Source organism: Flaviaestuariibacter flavus (assembly GCF_004337505.1).
In the GTDB taxonomy this organism is placed as follows: Bacteria; Bacteroidota; Bacteroidia; order Chitinophagales; family Chitinophagaceae; genus Flavisolibacter; species Flavisolibacter flavus.
In genome coordinates this window covers 202578-220225 of sequence record NZ_SJZI01000052.1, presented here as the reverse complement: position 1 = coordinate 220225, position 17648 = coordinate 202578, and the positions used below count along the sequence as shown (strand labels likewise).

Genomic DNA, 17648 nt, shown 5'->3' with positions numbered 1-17648 from the left:
TATAAGATTTTAGGCCTTCGATAACGAAGCCTGCGTGGCTTCTTTTGATGTTTTCAATTTCCTGAAGTAGGATGGATTGAGGCCCGTATGCGTTTTGAATTGTTTCGAGACGTGTGCTACGCTGCTGAATCCAAAAGCAACGGCAATATCGGCCAGGCTTTTATTGGTATAAACCAGCTCCTCTTTTATTTTATCGATGCGAAAAGAAATGGAGAACTGTTCCAGAGACGTTTTTTCCAGTGCATAAAAATCGTTACTGATTTTATCATACGACATATTCATGCGGCTTGCCAGAAATGCAGAAAACCTGAAATGATCCGCAAAATCAAAATGACCGGAATACATTTCTGAAATGAGCGCCTTCACATCCTTGACCACTTTAGACCGCTTATCGGAAAGAAGCGTAAATCCGAGCGGTCGCAGCCGTTCCCCGATAAGTGCCTCATCTATCAAAAACGGTGCTTGCAGGATCACCTGTCCGAGGCTTACTTCCATCACCTGCACATCGAGCTTTAATAATTCATCAGTGACGGAAGAAATACAGCGTTCACAAACCATTCCCTTGATAACTATTTTTTGTACCTGCATTGGACTATAACTTGAAGGCACAAATTAGCCAGCCAGGAGGCCCGGCCTGTTATAAAATACGGGGAGCGGTTTATATAATTTTAGGAATCAAACCTTGTCTAAAGGCTTTCGGTTGTTTTCTTTCAGATTGCGGAACTGGGAGGGCGTCATCCCGGTGACCTTCTTGAATTGCTGGGATAAATGCTGAACGCTGCTGTAGCCCATCTGGTACGAGATCTCACTCAGGCTCAATTCGTTGTACGCCAATAACTCCTTAGCTTTTTCAATGCGTTGCAGTATAGTATACTTTTCAATGGTCACACCTTCGATTGATGTAAAAAGCGAGGTGAGATAATGGTAATCCATTTGAAGCTTTTCTTCGAGCAACGCGGATAGCTTCATGTTAAACTCGTCATCGCCCCGGTGTACCAGTGAAACGATTGCATTCTTTATTTTTTCTACGATTCGTGCCTTTTTATCATCCAGCAACTCAAATCCTATTTCTCTTAAGGAAGTTCTCAACGCTTCCTGCTGCTCCTGAGATAGGGAACCGGGAAGTTCCACTTCGCCCAATCTGACGTCCGTATATGCCAGGCCCTGCTGATCCAGTGTACGTTGTACCGCCATGATACAGCGGTCGCATACCATATTTTTGATAAACAGGTGCATGCAACAAAAATAGTTTTGTTTTCCGTAAAAATTCGCCGGCGATCATGAGCGCGCACTATTCGGTTTGTGGCTGCGCACGCGGCTCAGGCTCTGGGGGGTAATGCCAAGATACGAAGCAATATAATGGTTCGGAACACGCTGATCGATCTCGGGATATTTAGCGATAAATTCCTGGTAACGTTCAAGGGCCGTCTTGCTGATGGAGGAATGAATGCGGCGTTGTGAGGCCACGTATGCCGCCTGTATGAGCTTTCTGAAATGCCGCTCCAGCTTAGGGATCGCCATACAAAGCTCCTCGTTCTTTTCCTGCGTGATCTGCAACACCTCGCAGTCCTCCACGCAATCGATATTGAGCGTAGAAGGCGTGCCTGTCCAGTAGCTCAGCAGGTCTCCTACCCACCAGTCTTCGACGCCGAACTGCAGGATATGCTCCTGCCCTTTTTCGTCCACTTCGTAAACACGGATGCAGCCCTTGAGGATATAGGTTTCGTGGCGGCTTACATCACCTTCCTGCAGAAGATATTGATGCTTTCGCAGCTTGCGGTACTGAAAAAAATCTATACACAAGTCCTGCTCTTCCGGAGTCAGTGAAACGTATCGGTTAAAGTGCTTAATCAGCAAATCGTACATAATGTGGTAGTAAGCTTCGCTTAAAAGTAGCCAAAATATTTTCTACTCCCGGATAGCGCGACATTGGCAAAGCCCCTGTTACTACAGGGGCCCGGAAAGATTTGCGGAAGAGCAACGCCAGGCTGCGACATGCAATCAGGCAGTCTTCCTGTTTGCAGAAATACCAGGTACCAGATCTGTTTCGGAACGCTTCCGGCGTGCTTCTTTACGCGATGCGACCAGGTTGTCTGCGGACCATTTCCCGGCGCCGCCCGACACCAGCGATAATGCCATTCCAATCGCAAGAAGGAAGTATTCCATTCCCTCCGATTTGTGGTCACCGAACCAGTTCATAAAAAAGTAGTCGTTCATCGTAGTTGCCACGATTCCAAGCATCACACAGCCAACTGCCATTGCCGAAAGCCGGGTAGCGAAGCCCGCTATCAGGAACAGCGAACCAAATACCTCGATGAGGATTACCAGGAAGCCCATGATCCAAGGCAAGCCAACAGTTCCCGTAAAATAAGCCATCGTGCCTTCGAACCCGGAACCGCCGAACCATCCGAACAGTTTTTGTGCCCCGTGCGGGAATAACACCAATCCCAATAAAAGGCGGACAAAGAGTGGGGCAATGGTTTCCTGCGAAGCGAAAAATGATTGTTTCATATTTGATTAGTTTGAGTAAATGAATTGTTCGCTGATGATCTGGCCATCCTTCCAGTGCTGAACAGAAACCTGCGTGTAGTTGCGGACTCCCCATTCCTTATGGGTATAGTCGTAGTGCCATTGTACAAACGACACGTTGTCCCCTATAGCAACGCTTTTTACCTGTGCATTACGGAACTCCACGATGTTATCCAGGAAAGCGATCTCCCTTTCGCGGTTGGCCGATTTTGAGATAGTCGGTAGCAAGTTATTTTCCTGCATTGTCACATCGCTGTGATAATACTTTTCAAAGGCCTCGAGCACCTTGCCTTCCAGCACGAGCTGATTGAGCGCGGTGAGCGAGCTCTCGATTTCAGTTCTTGTCATGTTTGTTTTTATGATAAAATGGTATGCGCATGTCGGCGGGTAACGTCGAGGATCTGGACGGCAAATAATTCAGCAGTCAGTTCGTCGCCGGGATGTAGTTCGCCGGCGGTAGTCCCGTTATCACATTGAGCCATGAGGCCAATAGCTGGCTAGCCTGTTCTGACCATCGGTTTGTTGGTCGTTGATAAAGCGCGGCAACACGCCCAGTGGAATCCAGACCATGCTATGCTGCGCAGCGAAGAGAGCAAGCGATACAAAGGTGTGCAACTTGTCGCCATTGGTAGTTGAAGAAACCGTAAAGCCCGCTGCCAGCTTATTCTTCCAGGCCTGCTTATACCAAAAGGCACCCGTACTATCCATAAATTCTTTGAAAGGGGCTGCCACATTCCCGAAGTTTGTAGGTGTACGGAAAATGAGCGTCTGGGCCTCCATGATGGCTTCCATCTTTGCCGGCACTTCGGCAACAGGCACCAGCAACACATCCGCTGCACCGGCCGTTAGTCGCTTTTTGATCGCCTCCGCGATGCGTTGCGTATGCCCGCCACGGCTATAATAAATGATGGCAATTTGGGGGGTGGTCATTTCCGTAAGAATCTTCAGCAAAAATGCGTTTCGAGGGATGCCGTGTCCAATCGCATTTGCGAAAAAAATTCGTTACCAATTGTTCATAAAACGCCGGTGAACATTGCGCTGAAACTAGTTCAGCAAAACAGTGAGTTTCTTAAACAACTTGAATATTCATCCAGTTCTAAGACTTCTTTTCAAAACAACCGCACTTGGAAATCAATTGCTTGCCTAATATCTATGGCTAAAAAGTTCGAACTCAGGCTAGTTCTGGGCACAGAAGCCCCGATCGAAAGATCGGGGCTTCCTTTTTTGGCAATGGTGAAAACGATCGCTTTCAGAACATGGTTTTGGGTAAAGACCACTTTCTTTCCTATGCCGTATTTTAAGGTACGTTTCGACAGACGTCACGGGAGCAAAAGGACCTGAGGACTACGTGACCGCAGTCACGCCAGGAATGCTTTTGCAGCCGCAACTTCGACCCTCAACAAACAACGAGATGCGACTGACGGAAAACTGGAAGCAGTTCTGGCTGCTGGTGCTCATCAACGCCTTCGTGGGGGCCATGATCGGCCTGGAGCGCTCCGTGCTGCCGGGGCTTGCCGCCTCGGAGTTTCACATCAATGGGAAAACGGCGGTCCTCAGCTTTATTATCGCTTTCGGCGCCACCAAGGCGCTCTTCAACCTGGTCACCCGATGCCTCATGAAGCGGTATTCGCGCAAAGCGGTACTGATCTTGGGCTGGCTGGCCGCTCTGCCCGTCCCCTTCCTGCTGATGTACGCCCCTGCCTGGACCTGGATCCTTTTGGCCAACGTACTACTCGGAATCAACCAGGGATTAGCCTGGTCCACTACCGTCATCATGAAGATCGACCTTATCGGCGAGAAGAACCGTGGGCTTGCCATGGGCATTAACGAATTCGCCGGCTACCTTTCCGTGGGCCTGGCTGCCTACCTTGCGGCCTATCTCGGCGGGGCGGCGGGGAGCCGGGTGCTTTCCTTCGCGCCGGGCGCACTCTTCGCGGTCGCAGGCCTTGTGCTCAGCCTCCTGTTTGTAAAGGACACCGGCGTACTCGTGCACGCAGAAGGGCTATCGAGCCCGATCCCACGTCTCCGCAACATCTGGAAAGAAACGACTTACAAACATAGCAACCTCGGAAGCGTCACCCTCAATGGACTCGTGAACAACCTGAATGACGGCATCACCTGGGGCCTGCTTCCCTTTCTGCTGTTGCAGAAAGGATACACCACAGGCCAGGTCGGTATCCTTGCAGGCATATATCCCGCTGTGTGGGGCATTGGGCAGCTCCTGACCGGCCGGCTCGGCGACCGCTTTTGCAAAAAGCAACTGATCATCCTGGGCATGTGGGTGCAGGCGATCGCGCTCGCGTTGGTAGCTTTTCAAAGCAGCTTCACCGCCGATGTGATACTCGTATCCATGCTCGGCCTCGGCACGGCGCTGGTATACCCTAACTTCCTTACCACCGTCGCGGAGAACCTGCACCCTGCTCAACGGGCAGAGGGGCTTGCGATCTTTCGCTTCTGGCGGGATGCCGGTTATGTGATCGGGGCACTGCTTGCAGGTGTGATCGCGGACGCCTTTGGCATCGGTGCAGCTTTTGGGGCGGTATCGGCGATTACCGCAGGCGCCGGGCTCGTTGCGCAGGTGCGGATGTGCTGCAGCCGGAAGCTGCTTTGGACCAGCGTCATCTGCCCCTGACCTATTGCGCCAGGTCAATGCGGAAGCCGTTCGCGGAAGTAGCCATACACCCAGGTGCCGGCGATGGCACTCAGCAGCACGACAACAACCACCCCGAAGCCGGAAGCGATCTGCGCGAACAGCGGACCCGGACAGGCTCCGGTCATGGCCCAGCCGAGGCCAAAAAGCAAGCCCCCGTAGATTTGTCCTTTGTTGAACTTCTTGGGATGAAACTCGATCGGCTCGCCATAGATCGTCTTCACCCCAAAGCGCTTGATGAGCCATACGGAAATGATGCCGACTGCGACCGCGGAGCCGATGACACCGTACATATGAAAACTTTGCAGGCGGAACATCTCCTGGATGCGGAACCACGAGATGATCTCCGCCTTGACGAAGACGATGCCAAATACCAAGCCTACCAGCAGGTACTTGAAGTTGTACCACCAGGGGTGCACCTGGCGCGATTCGTTAATACAGATCGTGTCGAGGCTACGTACTTCGAAATCGGTATCGATAGCCTGCGGAGCGCCGGCTGTAGTTTGTGTTTTTTCCATTAGGAAAATGTTCTAAGAGTTACAGGGAAAGAATGAAGGGAAGGATCCAGTTGGCCATGATAAAGCCCCCGGCCATAAAGGAGCATGTGGCAATGAGCGAGGGCACCTGCAGATTGCTCAGGCCCATGATGGCGTGACCGGAAGTGCAGCCGCCGGCGTAGCGGGCACCAAAGCCCACCAGGAAGCCTCCTCCCACCAGCAGGATTAATCCACGCAAAGTAAAGAGACTACTGAAGCTGAAGATCTCGGCGGGCAGGAGCCTGCTTTGATCATGGATACCATAACCGGCAAGCTCCCTGGTAAGTTCCGGGTGCACCGCGATGGGTTCCGGATTCGCCAGCAGCCATACGGCCAGGAATGCGCCCACGAAAATGCCGCCCACGAAGAAGAAGTTCCAGATCTCTTTCTTCCATTCGTATTTAAAAAACGGGATGCTTGCAGGAAAACAAGCCGCGCAGGCATGCCGCAGGTTTGCCGAGATGCCGAAGTGCTTGTTGCCGATCAGCAGCAGCGTGGGCACAATCAGGCCAATGAGCGGCCCGGCTATGTACCAGGGCCAAGGGTGACGGAGAAATTCGAGCATATTCAAAGTTTTAAGCAAAGGTGCGGGGATAAAAAAAGCCCCTACGTGACCGGAGTCACCCAGGGCGTTTTATGAAATTCATGCAACAAATGATGCGAAACGGTTCCGCAGGCCGCCGACTACACCTGAAAACTACGGATATTCTCCCCCATGTCATAGACCTTGGTGTTGCCATCGGTCAGGGAGGCCAGCAGGGAGGCTGCCGCTGCGCTTCGGTAGCCACCGGCGCAATGCACCACGATGGGCTTATCGGTCGGAATATCGTGGGCCCGCTCGCGGAGGTCGGCCAAGGGGATGGTGATGCTGTGGCCAAAAGGCTTGCCTTGACTCGTCTCGGACGGGTTCCGCACGTCCACAACAGTGTACCTGTCTGGACCTTCCCGGAAAGCAGCTACATCAAAGGTTTCTTCCCGCACAGAACCGCCCTGCAGCACAAAGGCTTCCCGAATCTGCGCTTCATAGCCAATTGCGGCGGCACGACTGAGCAAACGCCATAGCTGCCCCTCATCTTCTGCGGCGAGATAAAACGGTTCGCCAGGTGCGATGATCGAGCCTAGCCAGGTCTCAAATTTGTTGCCCTCCATCAGGTTCACCGAATGTGGCAGGTGACCCGACTTGAACACATCTTCTTTCCGACCGTCTATGATCCAGGTGTGCGGATCCAGGCGCCCGAAAGTCTTCTCGTTTACGGGAGTGCCGATCACGACGTCATGTAACGAGGCTTTCAATGCTGGCGCGCCTGTGCGGTTCAGCTCCACATCAAACGGGAAATATTTCGGCACGAAAGGCTGATCAGACAGCAGCTCCGCTACGAATTCGGCCTCACTCATTTCCTGTAGCGACCAGTTCGTTTGCCGCTCGGCACCGATGGTACTTACCGAAGCCTTACTGAGCGCCTTACCACATAAGGTGCCTGCGCCGTGCGCCGGGTACAGCAATACATCGTCGGGCAGCGCCATCAATTTATCGCGCAGCGAGTGATACATCTGCCGGGCGAGGTCTTCCCGCGTAGCCTGCATGGCGCCCGCCCCCTCGCGCAGGTCGGGACGGCCGCAGTCGCCGATAAAGAGCGTGTCACCAGTGAATGCCGCCTTTAGCTTGCCGTCATGCTCCAGCACGATCGAGAGGCTGTCGGGCGAATGACCGGGGGTATGCAGCGCCCGCAGGAGCACCTTGCCGATGCGCAGCTCACTGCCTTCTTTGAGGGGCTCGTGTGGGTACTGAGCGCCGGCCAGCTCACTCACGTAGATCGTAGCGCCTGCTTTTTCGTGTACTTCCAGGTGGCTGCTCACAAAGTCGGCATGCGGATGCGTTTCGATCACGCCCACGATCTGAGCTCCTTCCGCAGCCGCATACTCGAGATAAGGTGACGCATCGCGTGCCGGGTCGATGAGGACAATCTTCTTTTCACAATCACTGAGCACTGCGTAGCTGAAGTGCGCGAGGCTTTTGTCTTCCCATTGTTTGATCTGCATATCGTATCGTTTAAGCGTGCTGTTCAGTGCTGCCTGCTGGCTTCGTATCTTTTTGTTCCTTTTTGAAAAAACCGAAGAGCAAGGCGCCCATTCCGGCAAAATAGAGTGTACTCCTTAGCGGGTTGGAAGTGATGGCACAGGAGCCGGTGAGGCAACCCACATTGCGCCAGTACAGGTACCCGGCTGAAGCGCCTGCGATCGCCCCGATGAAGTATACCTTATTGCGGTAGATCCAGCTTTTCATAATCGATTTTCCTTTTTTGTTGTGAAACGTTGTTTTCCATCCGTCGCGTGCAACCGGCTGCCCCGCATCCTCCAATATTCAACAAGGCCATGGTTGAAAATAAGGCGCCTGCCGCTATCATACCAGCCGAGCTGTTTGAAATTCCAAACCCGGCAATCGCGAGTCCCGCAATCAGCCGCAGGACCCTGAAAATGTACCAGCTTCTCCTAGTCATTCTCTTCTTTTTTTCACAAGCCGTCAGAAAGACAGCTGCATTATTAAGTTATACTGTATCAGATTCACCTTATTGAACACATAGGGATCGGGCCAGACAGCCTTACCGGGCGTTCCTTTGCCTACGACCGTTGCTTCAACCCGCAACCGATGCGTCTGAATCATTGATTCGTAACGAAGCGATGCTCCCGCATGGCGGTTACCGGCTTGGGTTATCGGGCTTCGCGTTTCATATCATCAAGACCGCCGCCGTTGTACACCTCGGCAAGCCCTTGCAGCTTGAGCAGCGACAAAGCCATGCCACTCCGGTTGCCACTGCGGCAATAGAGCACTACCGGCTTGTTCCAGGCCCTGATCTCAGCGGCACGGGCGCCAACCTGGTCGAGGGGAATGTTTACTGCGTTCGGGAAGTGCTCCTGCCGGTATTCGTCCGGCGTGCGCACATCTACAATTACTGCGTCTGTCAGCTTATTCATCATAACAAAGTGATTTACGTGTATTCGTGATTATTTAGCAAGCGTACTCGGGCACAGATAGGCTGTTACCGGTACCGCGCCGCTCTCTTTGATGGCTTTGAAGCCGCCTTGTACATCTACCAGCTTGTGGAAGCCGCGGGCGCGCAGGATCGAGTTAAAGATCATGGAGCGGTAGCCGCCGGCGCAGTGTACGAAGTAGGTCTGCTCGGGGTCGAGTGAAGCGATGTGGTCATTGATGTTATCGAGCGGCAGGTTCTGGGAACCCACTACGTGTTCGCTCACGACCTCCCCAGGCTTCCGCACATCAAGGATCTTTACATCCGGCAGCGCAGCAAACGCTGCAAAGGATGTCGCAGATATTGAATCGACATGGTCCACTTCTTTCCCGTCAGCCTGCCAGGCATCGAAGCCGCCGTCCAGGTAACCGATTGTTCCGTCGTAGCCGACCCGTGCCAGGCGGGTCACCACCTCTTCCTCGCGGCCGGGTTCCGTTACCAGCAGAATGGGCTGCCGGATGTCGGGGATCAGCGCACCTACCCAAGGGGCAAAAGAGCCATCGATACCAATGTTTATCGCGTTCGGAATAAATCCATTCGCGAAGACTTGCGGCGCCCGCGTATCCAGGATGAGCGCACCGGTTTCATTGGCAGCTGCCTCGAACGCATCCGGGTCCAAGGCTTGCTGGCCGCGCTTCAGCACTTCGCCGATGTTGTCGTAGCCGTGCTTATTGAGCATCACATTCAAGGGGAAGAATGCCGGCGGAGTTGTAAGCCCATCCGTTACTTCATGAATGAATTCCCCCCGCGTCATATCGGCACGAAGGGCATAATTCGTCCGCTTCTGGTTGCCAAGCGTGTCGGAGGTGTCTTTGCTCATGTTCTTACCGCAGGCAGAGCCGGCACCGTGCGCGGGATAAACGACCACTTCGTCGGGCAGCGTCATCACTTTTGTACGGAGCGAGTCATACAGCGTTCCTGCCAGCTCTTCCTGCGTCATATGCGCGGCTTTTTGTGCGAGGTCAGGACGGCCCACATCGCCGATAAAAAGAGTGTCACCGCTGAACAGGGCCACGGCCTTACCGGTCTCATCCTTCAAAAGAAAGCAGGCGCTCTCCAGGGTGTGACCTGGCGTGTGGAGCAATTGAAAGGTGACCGTACCTTCGCGAAACTCTTCACCATCCTGAGCAACGTGCGCTTCAAAGGCAGTATCTGCGCCCGGACCGTAAACGATCGGGGCACCCGTTTCCCGGGAGAGATCCACGTGACCTGAAACAAAGTCGGCATGGAAGTGCGTCTCAAAAATGTACTTGATCCGCGCACCATCACCCGCAGCTTTGGCCAGGTAAGGGGCCACCTCGCGCAGGGGGTCGATCACCACGGCCTCGCCGTCGCTTTCGATATAGTAGGCGCCTTGTGCCAGGCAACCGGTATAGATCTGTTCAATTTTCATATTGTTTCGTTTATACCTGTAAAGTTCTCCTGTTGTTTCCGGGCCATCCGTGACCTGAGTCACAGTGCGCGGTCGGCTTATTTCAGAAGGGTTTCGCGGACCAGGATGTAGGTGCCCATCAGCAACACAAACCAGCCAAAACCTTTTTTGAGGCGCTCGCCTGCGATCTTTTTACCGATGGCGCCACCCAGGAAAATTCCGGCTACTGCGATTGCAGTGATCCGCAGCAGGAAGCCCCACCGGATCGCCACGTGGCCGAGATCACCGGCAAAGCCGATCAGCGAGTTCAGTGCAATGATGAGTAGAGAAGTACCCACCGCCATCTTCATGGGGAGCCTAAGAAGCAGCACGAGCGCAGGAATCAGGAGAAATCCGCCCCCGGCGCCCAAAAGCCCGGTAATCAGACCGATGCCGATGCCATAGTCAAGCAGCTTTTTAACGGTGAAGTATTCAGCGCACTCCGATGCATGAGCCTCCTCTTTACGGCCACGGATCATGCTCACTGAAGCCAGCAGCATCAGTACCGCAAAAAGCACCATCGTGAGCAGCGAAGAAGTAAGCGTGAAACTTCCCACCTGTGCCAGGTTCTGGGGAATTGCCGGCACGAGGAAGCGCCGGGTGGCAAAGACGGTGACCAGCGAAGAGGAGCCGAAAAGAACAACTGCCTTCAGGTGTACCAATCGCTTACGGAAGTTGTTGAGGGCACCGACGAAGCTCGTGGAGCCCACCACAAAGAGTGAATAGGAGGTTGCCAGGAGCGGGTTCAACCCGAAGAGGTACACCAGCACCGGGACGGTGAGAATGGATCCGCCACCACCGATGAGGCCGAGCGACACACCGATCAGCAGGGATGCGAAATAGCCAAATAACGCCATGCTTTCTGTTTGGAAAGCGAAGGTGGACGTTGTGTCCGCAGCGAAACGTGACCCGGGTCACGGGAGTACAGTGCCGAGATCCACGATCTCAACATACGATTTGAAGAGGCGAACGGCGCCCCGCTCCGAGAGCTTTTTCATGAGGCGGGAGATCACCTCGCGCGAAGAGTTGAGATCCTGGGCGATCTCGGTGAACGGGACCGGCACCTGCCTGGTTCCGAACTTTTCCTGGTAGCGCCGCAGGTAAAACACAAGACGTTCATCCAGGCTGCGGAACGCGATCTGGTCGATGGTCTGTAACAGCTCATCGAAGCGATCGCGGTAGGAAGAAACGGAAAACTGCGCCCAGCTTTTGTATTTGCCCATCCAGGCGTCCACCTGCTGCAGGGGAATGGCCAGGACCGTAGCGTTGGTAACCGCCTTTACCATGAGGCCGCTTTGCTCTTTTCCCAGCTCGCACACCAGCGAAACGGCGCAGGCTTTCCCGGAGTCGAGGTAATACATCAGGAACTCATTGCCTTCTTCATCTTCGCGGTAGACCTTGACCAGTCCTTCGAGCACGAGCAGGGCCGTACGGATATTTTGCCCGGTGCGCATGAGTACCGTCCCTTCCGGCAACTCCCGAACGTCCGCAACCCGGATCATTTCGGCAAGCAGTTCCGGCTCAAGCGTAGGAAAATACAGGCTCAACTCTTTTTCGGTCATGAAAACAAAGGTAGCATTCGACCTGTATCACAATTCGGACGCATACACCTGTCACAAGCTCTAAAAAGCTATCCCGTTCACTCCTGTTCCAAATCCTGGTGCCTGACCGGATGAAATTGCCGGCGCAACAATTGTGCGTTGAATGCTACTACGATGGTACTCAGGCTCATCAGCACAGCACCCATCGCCGGACTTAGCATGAACTTAGGGTAGAGTACCCCGGCGGCCAATGGAATAGCAACCAGGTTATAACCTACAGCCCAGAAAAGATTCTGTTTCATTTTCCGGTAGGTAGCTCGCCCAAAAGCGATCATATTCACCACATCCTGCGGGTCGCTGTTTACCAGGATGATGTCCGCCGTCTCGGCGGCCACGTCGGTGCCGCTTCCTACGGCTATGCCCACATCCGCCTGTGCCAATGCGGGCGCGTCATTCACGCCATCGCCGGTCATGGCTACAATTTCCCCTTTTTGCTGGAGCGACTGCAGCCGCTCCTGCTTTTGGTGCGGCAATACATTGGCCATAAATCCGTCCATATGGAGCTTTTGGGCCACTGAAGCGGCTACCTGTTCATTATCGCCGGTAAGAAGGAAGGAGCGGATGCCCATCGATTTCAGGTGCCGGATCGCGTCCGGGGCTGTTTCGCGGATCGAGTCGGCAAGGGTAATATAGCCTGCGAGTGTCCCGTCAATCAGGACGAAGCTCACTGTCTCGGCAGCCTGGTCAACGGAGGAGGGGATCGCCGGAACGGGGCTATTCCGGCTGCCGAAATAATTCGGTCCACCAACGGCGATCTTCTTACCTGCAACCGTAGCTTCCACGCCCGCACCTTGCTCATTACGGAAGCCGGAGGAAGGCAATAGTGCTATATTTTGCTGCTTCAGGGCGCGAAGCATTCCGCGGGCGATATAGTGCTCTGAATTTTGTTGCGCAGAAGCGGCGAGCTGCAACAGGCTTTCCGCGTTGATTGACTCATTTGCCGGCAAAACCTGCTGCACTTCGTGCGATCCTTTTGTCAGGGTACCGGTCTTGTCGAAAATGACGGTAGTAAGCTTCCGTGCATTCTCAAAGGCAGTACGGTTGCGGATCAGCAGGCCGCTGATAGCAGCACGGGTGGTAGAGATAGCGACGACCAGCGGTATGGCCACTCCGAGCGCATGCGGGCAGGAGGTGACCATCACAGTTACGAGCCGTTCCAGCGCGAAGGCCAGGTTCCGGTCCTGCAGGTACCAGAAAAGGAAAGTGCCGACTCCTACGATGATGGAAATAAAAGTGAGCCACTTAGCTACCCGGTCGGCCAGGTTTTGGGTAGCCGATTTGGCATTCTGCGCCGACTGAACCAGGGCAATGACCTTATTCAGGTAGCTGTCTGCACCCGCGCCGGTAACATGCAGGCGCAGGGCCCCATCACCGTTGATTGCGCCGGCAATCACCCGGTCACCCCTGGTCTTGCGGACAGGTACACTCTCGCCGGTCAGCATGCTTTCGTCGACAAAGCTTTCTCCCGCCACCACATGGCCATCCGCCGGCATTTTCTCCCCTGGCTTGACCAGCACTATATCGTTATTGTGCAGGTCTATTAATTCAATGTCCCGAACGCCATCCGTTTCAACAAGGTGCACCTGGGAAGGCAAAAGCGCCACCAGCGACTGCAAGGCATTTGATGCGGCCGTTTGGGACCGCATTTCCAGCCAGTGCCCTAGCAGCATGATGTCGATAAGCGTGGCCAGCTCCCAGAAAAAGTCCATGCCGCGAAGCCCAAAGACCACGGCCACGCTGTAGAAAAAGGCTACCGAGATCGCGAGGGCCACCAGGGTCATCATGCCGATCGCACGATCGCGGATTTCGCTGATCATTCCTTTTAAAAACGGAAGCCCGCCATAGAAATAGATAAAGGCGCCTAATGCCAACAGGACATATATGTCGCCCGGAAAGCGCAACGAGTAGCCGAGCCAGGACTGGATCATAGGAGACAGCAAAAGCACCGGCACAGTTACCACCAGGCATACCCAAAACCGGGTCAGGAAATCCTGGGTATGATGGCCGGCGTGCTTGTCGTGTCCGCCATGAACTTCGGGAGAAACGGGATCAGAAGCAGTATTATGAGCGACGTGTGAAGAACCCTTTTGACCGTGGTGCTGGTGAGGTGTCTGTTCCATAGCAGGAATATTTTAATCTACGCATACCCCCTACTGACTGTTTTTCAGGCGAGTAATCATTGCATCCATTTCTGCAATCTCGCGCTCCTGTGCGGCTATTATCTGTTCCGATAGTCTTTTCACCTCAGGATCCGTGATTTTTGCGTGTTTACTAACCATAATGGCTGAAGAGTGGTGCGGGATCATCGCTTTCATATACTGAATGTCGCCAATCGGCGTTTGCGTACGCAAAGCGATCAGTGAAAGGAAGAACACGACTATTCCGCCGAAAATAATGGCCATGTTCGTGTTTTTGTTTGGATACATAGTGCCCATCATTGCCATCATTACAACCGCCATTGGTGCAACCATCAGCAGCGCCATGTAAATACGTGTTAAGCTGGTGTGATAATGGCTGGCATTATCAATGTTCAGGAACATGACGGTGTACATAATAATGAAGGAAATGAACATTGTAAGCCAAAACTTTTTGTAACTCATTCCTTTCATTGGTTGCATCTTTTTCATTTGCATCATTGCCATCTTCAAACAATTTTTTAATGTTGGGAAATCAATAACCGCTACTCTTCCGGTTCAACAATGACATACCGAACCTTTTGCCGGTGTTCTTTCAACTTCTCCACTATCTTTTCGGCGCACATCTTCTTAATTTCCTGCTCGATATCTCTGGTCATTTCAGCAACTTCTTCTTCCGCCGCAATGCCGTCTAATTCAACAATCTCCGCGCTCAGCTCACTGATACTTTCCTTTTTCAGGACGGAAAGCACATATAAAATTTTTTCGCTGAGCAAAAGGCTGCGATCGTAATGGACAGGAACGCTCATATGACTTATTTATTAACAGGTAAATGCAATTCCGCCCCCTGATCCGATATCGCTGTCGCAATGAGTCGAAAGTGCGAATCACCTGGATACAATGTACCGGAAACCGGCCATATACTCCTTATCCGAATTTCCCATGATTGCAAACGGAGCCGGGAAGTAATGCGAATGTCTTCCCGGCTTAACTGAAAGCGCAGTTTACCGTTTCTGCCGATCCGCGCAGCCGGCAGAAAGAGAAAGGGGGTGATGTATTGAACGCCACCGGTTATGGTACTACGGTTGCTTTTATTACTGATCTGCCAAGCAGGTTCCTTTCTTAAGGCAGGCACATCCATATTTCCGTGCTGCATTCCAGCCAGAATGTGGTCGCCGTCGGGGCTCGCCTGCTTTGGAATGGCTCCAGCGCCCTCCTGGTCCCCCACCCCACCCGTTATTTCAGGATACATCACCATATTCATGTCCATCCGCTGCAGGCTCATAGCCATACTCATATCCTTCATCTTGCCATGTCGGCATCAGCTGAATGTCAGGGGAAATTACCTAACCGATAAATTCGAATTATTACGAATAAGCCGCTTGTGCTCGAACCAGATTCTTTTCCGTTCCGTTTTATCAGGCGGCTCGTGTGTCATTCTATCTTTGGTTTGACAGTGAAAAAGCGAATAAAACTCAACCGTCACGCTACCCATTAACCTATTTGATTTATGTCACAAAAGAACACAAGTGACTTTAAGAAATTGAGGCTTAACGACTAACGAATCCGGTCCTGACCTCACCGTCCAGTATTCGACAACACGCCTTAGATGCTCAGCCAAATGGTACGACCACCTGCCGTTTCTGTGCACTTTTTGTAGACAGGCTTTTGATGATTAAGTAGATTTTTAAAGCCCTGATCCAACGTTATTGCATTTACAGAGGTCGTTGACGATCAGCCGAGCCGCTCATCAGGCATGCAACGTCAAAAGCGGGATCTCCGTCCGAAGGGCCATCTCGCGGGTCATGCTGGAACTGAACAGGTGCGGCACACTGGCATTGGCGCGGGTGATCATCACCAGCAGGTTCATATCCTGATCTTCTGCATAGTTCTCTATCGTTTCACAAAATCCCGAACCCACAAGATGCTCGCTCTTTAGTTCGGGAAGCGAAAATGACGCTTTCCACCGGCCGGTAGCCTGGGCTACACCATGCTCATGATCGATATAGGTACCCACCGGCTCGTTCGTGTCGGAGAATACGACCGTCTTCAACGAAGCGCCAAACAACTCGCGTAAATGGAAGGCGGGAGCCAGAACCGTTTCCGATTCTTCTTCCTGAACAGCCAGGAGTATGTTTTTCGGCGCGCCGCCGGTATAGCTTTCGGGTACGGCAATCACCGGGATGCGGCTGGCGGCGATCACCGCCTCGGTGCGGGTGCCAAACAACAGAGTCTTCAGGCTGCCGGCGCCACGGGTGCCCATAACAATCAGGTCCACCTCGTACCGGCGCGACTTTTCCAAAATGGCGTCAACAGTTCTGCCGTCAACCAGCAGGGTCTTCACCTGTCCGGGTGCAGCGAGCAGGTAGTCATCGAGACGCTCCTGCAACCCGAGGGCGCGGACGCGGTTGTATTGCCGCAGGTCTTCCGGCTGCTCCGCATACTCCGGTAGCGGGAAGGCGCACGCATGCAGTACAAGGAGCTCTGCGCCTGTCTTACCGGCGATCTGCACCGCGTAGTCAAATGCCTTGTCAGCGTTCGGAGAGAAATCAGTGGGGACCAGTATGCGTTTCATAATCTGCTTTTTGTATTACAAAGGACCGCCGTCGTGCACTGCGGGGAGCTGACGCTACCGTCACCGTGCCCTGATTCTTATCATATACCGCGGTGCTTTAAACAGGCAAACGGAAACAAGACGAATGTGGGGATCAAAGCTGATGAAAGTCAGCAGATCGAATAAAAGCACCAGAATACTTTTACCCGCAAATCAACCAGTATGCAAACTCCCGATATTGTTTCCGCACCGGCAAATGCCGGTATTTTCACCCTGGAGGTAACGACCATCGAGCCCCGGTTCAAACACCCCACGATCTTCCGGCATTTTGATGAACTCGCACCGGGCACGGCTTTCCGTATCCGCAACGATCACGACCCGAAGCCATTGTATTACCAGCTCATAGCCGAGCGCGGCAATGTATTCGGGTGGACCTACCTCGAAAAAGGACCGGAATGGTGGCTTGTAGAAATACGGAAGATCGAAGAATCTTCGGGCGAAACAGTCGGTGAGATTGCCGCGAAAGACCTGCGCAAGGCTGAAGTTTTTCGCAAGTACGGCATTGATTTCTGCTGCGGCGGTAAGAAATCGCTCCAACAAACCTGCGCGGAAAAAGGCCTTGACCTTGCAGCCGTCGAAGCCGAGCTCGACCAGGCAGGCCAGTCGGGTGCTCCAACCGAAAATTATGAGGGCTGGGACCCGGCCTTTCTTGCCGACTACATCTATAACAAGCACCACCGCTACTACTATGACGAAGCACCCATAATCGCCGACCTGTTGAACCGGGTGTCCGGGCATCATGGCGCTACGCATCCCCAGCTGGCAGAACTGAAACAGGCCTGTGATGTGTTGTTTGCTGAATTGGGCGGACACTTCGCCAAGGAAGAAAAAGTGCTGTTTCCCTTCATCAAAGCTTTAGCGCAGGCAGAAGCCAGCGGCGACACGCGTGTGTTGCAACAGCAGTTTTCGCTGCGCGAGCCGGTGCAGATGATGGAGGCCGACCACGAAGCTGCCGGCGAACTGCTGGAGTCGATCCGCCGCATCACTAATAATTATAATCTGCCCGAAGGCACTTGCAACAGCTTTGCGCTGCTGTATTCAAAGCTGAAAAACCTGGAGGCTGACCTGCATACACATATTCACCTTGAAAACAACGTACTCTTCCCCAAAGCACTGAAGCTGGAGCGGAAGCTCCGCAACTGA

21 protein-coding genes are annotated in these 17648 nt (G+C 53.2%); 2 read left to right on the top strand and 19 right to left on the bottom strand.

What is annotated here, in order from left to right; genetic code table 11:
* Positions 1-9: 9 nt before the first annotated feature.
* From EPD60_RS16520 to EPD60_RS16495, 6 genes are all read right to left on the bottom strand, one after another.
* Positions 10-588 (bottom strand): AraC family transcriptional regulator, encoded by a 579-nt coding sequence (locus EPD60_RS16520; protein ID WP_131450630.1) that lies wholly within the window; start codon positions 586-588, stop codon positions 10-12.
* 87 nt (positions 589-675) lie between these two features.
* Positions 676-1236, bottom strand: a complete 561-nt coding sequence (locus tag EPD60_RS16515; RefSeq protein WP_131450629.1) for a helix-turn-helix domain-containing protein — start codon at positions 1234-1236, stop codon at positions 676-678.
* Between the two features lie 42 nt (positions 1237-1278).
* Positions 1279-1866 carry a Crp/Fnr family transcriptional regulator gene (locus EPD60_RS16510; protein WP_131450628.1) on the bottom strand — a complete coding sequence of 196 codons (588 nt, stop codon included), beginning with the start codon at positions 1864-1866 and terminating at the stop codon, positions 1279-1281.
* 135 nt (positions 1867-2001) lie between these two features.
* The gene (locus EPD60_RS16505; RefSeq protein WP_131450627.1) at positions 2002-2511 is read right to left on the bottom strand and encodes a DoxX family protein; all 510 of its coding nucleotides are present in this window, start codon (positions 2509-2511) and stop codon (positions 2002-2004) included.
* 6 nt (positions 2512-2517) lie between these two features.
* A complete protein-coding gene (locus EPD60_RS16500) occupies positions 2518-2877 on the bottom strand; it encodes a SnoaL-like domain-containing protein (protein WP_131450626.1) in 360 nt (119 codons plus the stop codon).
* Positions 2878-2997: 120 nt separating this feature from the next.
* Complete coding sequence (locus tag EPD60_RS16495; protein ID WP_131450625.1) at positions 2998-3480, bottom strand: flavodoxin family protein; 483 nt, start codon at positions 3478-3480, stop codon at positions 2998-3000.
* A gap of 460 nt (positions 3481-3940) precedes the next feature.
* Here EPD60_RS16495 and EPD60_RS16490 point away from each other — a divergent pair, with 460 nt between their 5' ends.
* Positions 3941-5161, top strand: a complete 1221-nt coding sequence (locus EPD60_RS16490) for an MFS transporter (RefSeq protein ID WP_131450624.1) — start codon at positions 3941-3943, stop codon at positions 5159-5161.
* A 14-nt stretch (positions 5162-5175) separates the two neighbouring features.
* Here EPD60_RS16490 and EPD60_RS16485 read toward each other — a convergent pair whose 3' ends face one another.
* The 13 genes from EPD60_RS16485 to EPD60_RS16425 form a co-directional block, all read right to left on the bottom strand.
* Positions 5176-5697 (bottom strand): DUF6691 family protein, encoded by a 522-nt coding sequence (locus tag EPD60_RS16485; RefSeq protein ID WP_131450623.1) that lies wholly within the window; start codon positions 5695-5697, stop codon positions 5176-5178.
* Between the two features lie 19 nt (positions 5698-5716).
* Positions 5717-6280, bottom strand: coding sequence for a YeeE/YedE family protein (locus EPD60_RS16480; protein WP_131450622.1), 564 nt, complete (start codon positions 6278-6280; stop codon positions 5717-5719).
* A 119-nt stretch (positions 6281-6399) separates the two neighbouring features.
* Positions 6400-7755: an MBL fold metallo-hydrolase gene (locus EPD60_RS16475; RefSeq protein WP_131450621.1), complete on the bottom strand. Its 1356-nt coding sequence runs from the start codon at positions 7753-7755 to the stop codon at positions 6400-6402.
* 10 nt (positions 7756-7765) lie between these two features.
* Positions 7766-7999, bottom strand: coding sequence for a hypothetical protein (locus tag EPD60_RS16470; RefSeq protein ID WP_131450620.1), 234 nt, complete (start codon positions 7997-7999; stop codon positions 7766-7768).
* A gap of 425 nt (positions 8000-8424) precedes the next feature.
* The gene (locus tag EPD60_RS16465) at positions 8425-8691 is read right to left on the bottom strand and encodes a rhodanese-like domain-containing protein (RefSeq protein ID WP_131450619.1); all 267 of its coding nucleotides are present in this window, start codon (positions 8689-8691) and stop codon (positions 8425-8427) included.
* A 27-nt stretch (positions 8692-8718) separates the two neighbouring features.
* Entirely contained in the window at positions 8719-10137 is a 1419-nt protein-coding gene (locus EPD60_RS16460; protein WP_131450618.1) for an MBL fold metallo-hydrolase, read from the bottom strand.
* Between the two features lie 77 nt (positions 10138-10214).
* Positions 10215-11012, bottom strand: a complete 798-nt coding sequence (locus tag EPD60_RS16455) for a sulfite exporter TauE/SafE family protein (protein ID WP_131450617.1) — start codon at positions 11010-11012, stop codon at positions 10215-10217.
* A 57-nt stretch (positions 11013-11069) separates the two neighbouring features.
* Positions 11070-11717 (bottom strand): Crp/Fnr family transcriptional regulator, encoded by a 648-nt coding sequence (locus tag EPD60_RS16450; RefSeq protein ID WP_131450616.1) that lies wholly within the window; start codon positions 11715-11717, stop codon positions 11070-11072.
* A gap of 77 nt (positions 11718-11794) precedes the next feature.
* Entirely contained in the window at positions 11795-13876 is a 2082-nt protein-coding gene (locus EPD60_RS16445) for a heavy metal translocating P-type ATPase (protein WP_131450615.1), read from the bottom strand.
* 30 nt (positions 13877-13906) lie between these two features.
* The gene (locus tag EPD60_RS16440; RefSeq protein WP_207896727.1) at positions 13907-14398 is read right to left on the bottom strand and encodes a DUF305 domain-containing protein; all 492 of its coding nucleotides are present in this window, start codon (positions 14396-14398) and stop codon (positions 13907-13909) included.
* A 38-nt stretch (positions 14399-14436) separates the two neighbouring features.
* Entirely contained in the window at positions 14437-14700 is a 264-nt protein-coding gene (locus EPD60_RS16435) for a hypothetical protein (protein WP_131450614.1), read from the bottom strand.
* Between the two features lie 5 nt (positions 14701-14705).
* Positions 14706-15182 (bottom strand): hypothetical protein, encoded by a 477-nt coding sequence (locus EPD60_RS16430; protein ID WP_165871594.1) that lies wholly within the window; start codon positions 15180-15182, stop codon positions 14706-14708.
* A 459-nt stretch (positions 15183-15641) separates the two neighbouring features.
* Positions 15642-16466, bottom strand: coding sequence for a universal stress protein (locus tag EPD60_RS16425; protein ID WP_131450612.1), 825 nt, complete (start codon positions 16464-16466; stop codon positions 15642-15644).
* Positions 16467-16667: 201 nt separating this feature from the next.
* On the opposite strand from EPD60_RS16425, the gene ric reads away from it, so the two are divergent.
* A complete protein-coding gene (ric, locus tag EPD60_RS16420; protein WP_131450611.1) occupies positions 16668-17648 on the top strand; it encodes an iron-sulfur cluster repair di-iron protein in 981 nt (326 codons plus the stop codon).